Raw genomic sequence first — 7,647 nt, forward strand, 5'->3', positions numbered from 1 at the left:
TAAGCAATAAACAAGTCAGAAAATTTATCTATAGAACTTTCCGAAACACTACCTAGAACTTCAGACATTTTGTTAAATTCTCCGGTACATTCAAGCACTATATCTACGCCTGCATCTAAAACTTCTTTGGTCATATCTGCCATACTACCGCTTAAAGCTTTCATATCTATTGCATCGGAAATAATAAGCCCTTTAAAGCCGATATTATTTTTAATATAGTCTATCACTTTTTTTGATAGGGTGGCAGGCTTCTCAGGATCAAGAGCTTTATAAATTATATGTGCCGTCATAGCAAGTTTAATATTATCGTGCTTCGCGAGCTCCTTAAATACTTTAAAGTCTGTTTTTGCTAACTCTTCTATATCAGCATCGACAATCGGTAATTTTTTATGGCTATCCACCGTAGCTCTACCATGGCCCGGAATATGTTTTATACAAGCCCCGACTTTCTCTTCTTGTAATCCGTCTATAGCAGCTAAACATAAAGGCACGACTACTTCTGGCTCCCCGCCGAAACTTCTATCGCCGACTATCTTGTCTGCTCCTTCGTGGATCAAATCCGCTACCGGTGCAAAATCTAGATTAATGCCTACTTCTCTCAGCTCTTTCGCAATATCACTATAATTTTGTTTACATGCTTGGGGATCAGTACAAGTTTGAGCAGCCGGAGCGTCATAACAAGTCGGTGCTATGAGCCTTTTTACCCTACCGCCTTCTTGATCTATAGAGATGATAGTATTTTCCCCTAATACTTCTTTTATATCTGCAATAAGCTTAATCAGGGCTTCTTTATCCTGTGCACCGTTATCATTCTTTCTAATATTACGACGGAATAAAATTACACCAAAAGGATTATGTTCTTCAAATAATTCTCTTTCGGCATCGGTTAATTCAGGACCAGATATACCTATAATTACTGGCTTTACCATTTGTCTTATTGTCATAATATGTTCCTTTCTTTTCTTTAAAACGTGATATGACAAGTACTATACGCACGTCATCGAGGAATCGGTAAGAATTTTTTTTATTTGAAGAGATAAATTATGGAAATTGGTAAGTAATATATCGATTCTAGCGGTAGAAAGAGATATAATATCTTTATTTAAAGATTTTTGGAGTAGATCAATATCATTAGCAGTATAATATTTTCTATTATTTATTTTATAATTAGATAAATCAGAGCTTTTTGTCTCTAGATATCTTAATTGATGTAAAGCAATATTTAAATGCTTAATCACTTCACTAGCAGAATAATATTTTTTTGTTAGCTTATTGTTTGTCATATACTCCGAATACAGATTTTGTTGCATGGCTCGTTTTATGTCATTCCCGCGTAGGCGGGAGTCCCCAAAAATAACCTTAATATTGATACACATTATTGACAAAATAAACCTAAAAAAACAAGTTTTTTATAGGTTTTACTGGATTCCCGCTTTCGCGGGAATGACATAAAAAGCATTTTCCGAGACATGCAACAAACCAACAAATTATAACGAAGTTCATCGAGTAGATTCATTAATTAAAGCTTTTAATTTAGAAGAAGGGACAAAACGTAAATTCTTTTTTGATTCTATAATTACCGGTGCTTTGGTATGAAAATTTATTCCGGGACGTGGATTTTTTTGTTTAACCTCAAAGCTACCAAAATTCTTTAAAGTTAATTTTTGCTCTTTTGCTATTTCTAAAATATTAGAAAAAACCGTATGAACTATTTCCTCGCATAAATTATTTGAAAAACCCAATTTAGAGCTTAACATAGCTGCAATTTTTTCTTTGGTAATAGTCATAAATAATACCGGTTTTTAAGGGTATATTGCCCGCAGTCATTGTGAGGAGAAACTATAAGTTTCGACGAAGCAATCTCAGGAGTTTATCCTACTTTATGAGATTGCCGCGTCAATGCTATATGCATCTCCTCGCAATGACGTTAAAAAATTACGAATTTGCTTTTTCTTTATCGTTATTATATTCGTTAATATTTTTATTTAGCTCTTCTAATTTATCCACTAGGTGCTGACGTATTTTTTCTTGCTTCTTGCTGCCTGCTTTTTTATAATCTTCCATTTTTGCTTTTACAGCATCTACAGATTTTTGCAGTTCTTCACCTTTTTTATCTTTCTGATCTTTCACATTCTTTTTTATCTCTACAACGCTTTGGGCTATCTGATCATAAGTATTGCTTAAGGTCTGATTAAATTTATCGGCTCCCGTTTGTGCTAGGTTTGTTAAATTGTCTTTTAATTCCTGTAAGTTTTCGGTAATTGTTTTTGTACTGCTTGTAGCTACTTCTTCAGTTTGCACTTCATTTGCTTTTGTGTCATCCTTGGTAGGCAAACCTGCAAAAATACTAGGTGTTAATAATAAAGTAGCGGTAGCACCTAATGTTATTAAAATTTTTTTCATTATATTCTCCAATTATTTATGTTTATTATTATATTGTTCAACTTTCTTACTTAAATCATCAAGTTTTTTCACAAGAGTTTGTCTATATTCTTCCACATTTATCATCTTTAATTTTCTGATAATCCTGTAACTCTTTCGTTAAATTTTTATATTGCTCTTTTATAGTTTCTAAAGAATGGTCTTTACTATCCTTAGCATATTCCTCTCAATCATTAATTTTGACGGATAATTTATCCGCTACTTCATGACATTTTTTATTAAAATCGACAGTAATAATTTTAGCAGAGTCCTTAAGATTTTTATGTAATTCTTCAAGTGCTTCACTTATAGTTCTCATAAAACCTTTTTATTGAAATAGTTAATAAAAATTAAACTTAAGTATTATATACTGGTATCATAAATAATATAATTATAAAAAGCAATTTTAAAAAGTACATATTGAATATATAGTTATTGTATCAAATAAATTTGAGGGTGTTATGACATTAGAACTAGGAAAAAAAGTTCCTGATTTATCTTTACACATAGGTCAAGATAACGTAATTAAACTATCGGATTTAAAAGGAAAATGCGTAATATTATATTTTTATCCGAAAGACAATACACCTGGATGTACTATTGAAGCACAAGATTTTAACAAGCTAAAACCGGAATTCGATAAACTTAATACGGTAATTATCGGAGTATCCAAAGATAAGCTTGATTCTCATGATAAATTTAAAGCTAAATATAGTTTAGGATTTGATTTAGCCTCTGATGCAAATTCAAATTTATGCGAACAATTAGGGGTATGGATAGAAAAATCAATGTTCGGTAAAAAATATATGGGTATTGATAGAGCTACGTTTTTACTTGATAAGGAAGGCATAGTTAAGCATATTTGGCGGTCGGTAAATGCTAAAAATCACGCTCAAGAAGTACTTGAGAAATTACGGACTATGCTTTCTTAAAATGTCATACCGTGGCTCATTTTTTTGTCATTGCGAGGAAATTGCATAGCAATTGACGAAGCAATCTCAGGATATTTGACGAGATTGCCACGCAGTCTACGGCTGCTCGCAATGACGTTTCATTTCTTCCATCTATTGTGAAACCAAAACCATTGAGAAGGATTTTGCTTAACCCATTCTCCTAGCATTTGATTAATATTAAGCATAATATTATAGCAATCGGCTTTATTATCACCGGTTTGCTCAAACTTTAATTGCGGGTGAACTATTACTTTAAAATAACTGCCTTTAGTTCTAATGATTTGGCAAGGTATAATTGGATATTTATACTGCAAAGCAATTTTAGCGATGGCGCTTGCAGTCATAGCAGGATGCCCTAAAAAAGGCACTTCAATTCCATCGTTCATTTTTTGATCAACAAGCATAACAATAGATTCACTCTCCTTGATAGCCCTGACTAAAGCTCTGCTACCTTCAGGACCTTTCGGTATAAGTCTTAATTTATCAACGGCACGGCTTTCATTAACCAACTTGTTAACATACGGGTTATTTGCTTTACGATAAATTACGGCAACTTTCGGATAAAATTTATGAAGAATCTTAAGACTAATATCCCAATTGGCAAAGTGACCGCTAAATAATAAAAAAGGTTGTCCTTCAAGTTTTTTAATATTTTCTATGCCGATTATTTCGATTCTACGCTCTAACTCGGCTTCATCCATCTTGCCAACATATGTAAATTCACCGATAAACCTACCGAAATTATCCCAAGTTTGATCTATGATTTTTTCAACATCACACATATCGCCGAATACTACTTTAATATTTCGTCTAGCAATTTTATTAACAGCAAATAATATACCGACTTTTCTTGCTATAAAACTACAAATATCCGCCGCTTTATCTACACCGAATATTCCTATTACTTTTAGGAATATAACAACGATAAAATACTCAATTAAATATCTGAGCTTTTTTAAAAATTTTTTCATTTAATAAATCAGGATGGTTTATAGATAATTCTACATCTAGACAGACAATATTATTATTTAAATCATTAAACTTAACATGATCTTTTCTTGTAGTAACTAAGGTAGCATTATGCTCTTTAGCTAATGAATATAAATTTTCTAAATCTGCTTGTAAATAATTATAATGATCAGGAAAAATTTTGTAACCGGTTATATTTAATCCGTAATTTTTTAAAGTCGCAAAGAAACGCTCAGGATTACCGATACCGCTAAAAGCAAAATAATTTTTAGTTTTATCTATATTATTTGAAGGAACTATTTGAGCATTTATTAACTTATTGATATAAGGAGTTAAAATATTCGGTATTTTATCTTGGTGGCTACTGACTAAAAAAATTAAATCAGCTGCATCAAGGGCTTTATTTGGATATTGTCTTAAAGGACCGGCAGGAATTAGAAAACCGTTGCCGAAAAGCCTTTGACTATCTACTGAGACTATAGTAAAGTCTTTATGAAAATAAGGATTTTGTAGGAAATCATCAACTATTATTATATCAGGTTTAAGCTCGTTAATTAACGGCACAATCTCTTTAATATTTTTAGTAGCAATAACTGCTCCGTACTTTGCAAGTATTACCCCCTCATCTCCTACCTCTAATGCTGTACATCCTTGATGTATGGTAGTTGCACTTTTAAGGTTACTACCATGAGCCTTAGTTACTATTACAAAACTTACATTTCTAGCTTTTAGTAATTTGGCTAGATACATTACTATCTGCGTCTTACCCGTACCTCCTACGCTACAATTACCGACACAAATAACTTTAGCAGGCAACATAATAGGACGTGCTAAACTAGCTCGTAAATAGCCTAAAAATTGATATATCAAGCTTATAGGCAAAAGCAAATAAGCTATAATATTTCGCTTCTGCCAAAATTCAGGATATAAAAGTTTGATCATAGTTTAACATTTACGGTAGTTAAAAATAAAGTCAAACGGATTGATTGCTTTATTATCTAACAGAATTTCAAAATGCAAATGTTCACCCGTTGCATTACCAGTGCTTCCTTGTATACCGATAAATTGACCACGCTTAATTTTATTTCCTTCCTTGACTGACATTTCTTTTAAATGAGCATATTTCGTAACAAATTTGCGTCCATGTTTAATCTCAACAAAATTCCCGTAATCAGGTGCTCTAGCGGCTTTTATAACAATTCCGCTTGCTGCTGCATATATCGGTGCTGCTTTTTTAGCTTGTAAATCAATACCGCTATGGAAACATTTCTTTTTTCTTTTCTTTTTATGAGGACTTGTCCTAGTTCCGTAATGGCTAGTAATTTTCGGCTCATATTCCGGCATCATAAGCGGTATTGTACTAATTATTTTATCAAGCTTGGTTAATTCTGAGATATTATTCCTATGAGTTTGTTTTTTTGCAAAATAGCTAGCTTCCGGTTTAGAGAGAAACTTATATTTTGAATTTAGTTTTGTTACAACTGCCTTTATATCAGCTATTTTTATTTCGGCTGTTTTATTAAATTCTGCCGGGTTTTTATTATGTAATTTGTGTAAAAAAATCTTATTTTGTTTAGGATTATTAATTATTAGACCTAAGTTTTTTGCATATATACATTTGCTATTTTTGTTTGTTAAATCATACTGTACTACTAAATTCGCATGGCTGATTTTATATTTTTGCTTTAATTGAGATGAAGTAGTAGAAACTAACGTAGTATCACTAGATACTTTAATACTGCTACAACCTTGAACAAGAAAAACTATAAATAGTAAAAAGATATATTTTTTAAAAGACATTAAAGATAAATGTATGTAACTTTCAAATTAAGAGTGCCACTTAAATATTCTGTTAATTTCTCTAATTCTCCTCTAATATTTGGAGGGTTAATTAACATTAACCCACACTTTACCATATTTTTATCACTATTTAAAAGCTCATATTCAATAATCATAGTTTCTTTAAATCCGATATTTCTGTAATTGTGGTAAAAATCACGGACTAAAGATAAATCTTTTATAGGATACCAAATTAAGACAGTATTATTAAGAACTCGTAGCTTAATTTTTGTAAGTGCTTCAAGTAATTTTTGAAACTCATTTTTTACTTCAAAAGGCGGATCAAGAAAAATTAATCCTCTATTCTCTTTAAATGGTAGCAAAGCTTTGATAGCATTATAAGCATCTATATTATGCATATCATTTGGTAATAATTTTTTTAAACTTAAATAATCGCTTGGATGAAGTTCGCAGGCAATTAAGCGATCATTTGGTCTTAATAATTGTTTAATTATAAAAGGTGAACCTGGGTAGTGACTTTTGCCTACTATATTTATTATATTTAAAAAAGTTTTTAAGAGCTGAGGAATAGGATCGGTAGCTTGCAGTAATTTATTAATTCCCGTATCGCTTTCTAGAGTTTTAGAAGCCGCCTCCGAGTTTAAATCGTAAAGACCTAGCCCAGCCAAAGCATCTAAAACCGCAAAAGGTTTTTCTTTTTGCTTGAGCTGTTCTAAAATACTAATTAGGACTAAATGTTTGACTATATCGGCAAAATTGCCTGCATGATAAATATGACGATAGTTCATTTTAAATTAATCATAAATTTCACTTCTATGACCAACTCGCACGCATGGCTCTATGTCATTCCCGCTTTCGCGGGAATGACATAGAGTTTTTTATTTACTATCATTTAGTTAGCAATGCCTTACTTTAAACATTTTTTATAAGCGTAAGCCATTCATCTTCATCAATAATTTTAATATTAAGCTCTTTAGCTTTTTTAAGTTTACTGCCTGCATCAACACCGGCTACAACTAAATCCGTGTTCGATGATACGCCAACTGCAACTTTAGCCCCAAGCTTCTCAGCCGTTGCTTTAGCTTCCGCTCTAGATATCGTCGGTAAACTACCGGTAAATACGACTATCTTGTCCGTTAAACTACTCTGTTCTCTAGTCTCTTTATAATCTTCAATATTTAATATTTCACCAAGTTTTTTGATAAGCTCAACATTTTCTTTAACATCCAAAAAATCAATAATATCTACTAAAATCTTTTTAAAAATATAGAAAAATCAAAAAACGTTAGTTTGCCAAGATTTATATATGCATTAGGCATAAGGCATATCGGTGAACAAAATGCTAAATTGCTTGCTAGAGAATTTGGCAGCTATAATAATTTTATAGCTCAAATGGAATTGCTTAGAACAAATGAGCCTGATATTTATCAAAAACTAAACAATTTAGAAGGAATCGGTGATAAGATTTTAGTAGATATTATTGATTTTTTGGATGTTAAAGAAA

The 7,647-nt window shown here is 31.6% G+C and carries 10 protein-coding genes and 2 pseudogenes; 2 read left to right on the forward strand and 10 right to left on the reverse strand.

The features are described from left to right. The 5 genes from O6R16_RS06915 to O6R16_RS06935 all read right to left on the reverse strand — a co-directional run. The coding region (locus tag O6R16_RS06915) for a glycoside hydrolase family 3 N-terminal domain-containing protein (RefSeq protein ID WP_499680560.1) at positions 1-944 on the reverse strand (944 nt) is incomplete at its 3' end. Between the two features lie 42 nt (positions 945-986). Continuing rightward, entirely contained in the window at positions 987-1,283 is a 297-nt protein-coding gene (locus O6R16_RS06920) for a MerR family transcriptional regulator (RefSeq protein WP_499680561.1), read from the reverse strand. A 216-nt stretch (positions 1,284-1,499) separates the two neighbouring features. Then, the gene (locus O6R16_RS06925; RefSeq protein ID WP_014014705.1) at positions 1,500-1,787 is read right to left on the reverse strand and encodes an HU family DNA-binding protein; all 288 of its coding nucleotides are present in this window, start codon (positions 1,785-1,787) and stop codon (positions 1,500-1,502) included. 148 nt (positions 1,788-1,935) lie between these two features. Beyond that, complete coding sequence (locus O6R16_RS06930) at positions 1,936-2,403, reverse strand: hypothetical protein (RefSeq protein WP_499680562.1); 468 nt, start codon at positions 2,401-2,403, stop codon at positions 1,936-1,938. Between the two features lie 205 nt (positions 2,404-2,608). Continuing rightward, positions 2,609-2,740 carry a hypothetical protein gene (locus O6R16_RS06935; protein ID WP_499680563.1) on the reverse strand — a complete coding sequence of 44 codons (132 nt, stop codon included), beginning with the start codon at positions 2,738-2,740 and terminating at the stop codon, positions 2,609-2,611. A gap of 142 nt (positions 2,741-2,882) precedes the next feature. Between O6R16_RS06935 and bcp the strand changes: the two genes are divergently transcribed. Next, positions 2,883-3,353: a thioredoxin-dependent thiol peroxidase gene (gene bcp, locus O6R16_RS06940; protein WP_499680564.1), complete on the forward strand. Its 471-nt coding sequence runs from the start codon at positions 2,883-2,885 to the stop codon at positions 3,351-3,353. Positions 3,354-3,472: 119 nt separating this feature from the next. Here bcp and O6R16_RS06945 read toward each other — a convergent pair whose 3' ends face one another. From O6R16_RS06945 to O6R16_RS06965, 5 genes and pseudogenes are all read right to left on the reverse strand, one after another. Beyond that, complete coding sequence (locus tag O6R16_RS06945) at positions 3,473-4,345, reverse strand: lipid A biosynthesis lauroyl acyltransferase (RefSeq protein ID WP_499680565.1); 873 nt, start codon at positions 4,343-4,345, stop codon at positions 3,473-3,475. Next, complete coding sequence (lpxK, locus tag O6R16_RS06950) at positions 4,308-5,285, reverse strand: tetraacyldisaccharide 4'-kinase (protein WP_499680566.1); 978 nt, start codon at positions 5,283-5,285, stop codon at positions 4,308-4,310. The genes O6R16_RS06945 and lpxK overlap by 38 nt, the downstream gene beginning before the upstream one ends. A 3-nt stretch (positions 5,286-5,288) precedes the next feature. Beyond that, positions 5,289-6,143: a M23 family metallopeptidase gene (locus O6R16_RS06955; RefSeq protein WP_499680567.1), complete on the reverse strand. Its 855-nt coding sequence runs from the start codon at positions 6,141-6,143 to the stop codon at positions 5,289-5,291. Further along, entirely contained in the window at positions 6,143-6,931 is a 789-nt protein-coding gene (locus O6R16_RS06960) for a 23S rRNA (adenine(2030)-N(6))-methyltransferase RlmJ (protein WP_499680568.1), read from the reverse strand. Before O6R16_RS06960 ends, O6R16_RS06955 begins: the two co-directional genes overlap by 1 nt. 124 nt (positions 6,932-7,055) lie before the next feature. Further along, positions 7,056-7,400, reverse strand: a pseudogene (locus tag O6R16_RS06965) (BRCT domain-containing protein); the annotation flags it as partial. Here O6R16_RS06965 and O6R16_RS06970 point away from each other — a divergent pair. Next, positions 7,395-7,647 (forward strand): annotated as a pseudogene (locus O6R16_RS06970) (helix-hairpin-helix domain-containing protein); the annotation flags it as partial. The pseudogenes O6R16_RS06965 and O6R16_RS06970 sit on opposite strands and share 6 nt — an antisense overlap.

Origin of the sequence: Candidatus Rickettsia tasmaniensis, from assembly GCF_036857515.1 — a bacterium.
In the GTDB taxonomy this organism is placed as follows: Bacteria; Pseudomonadota; Alphaproteobacteria; order Rickettsiales; family Rickettsiaceae; genus Rickettsia; species Rickettsia rickettsii.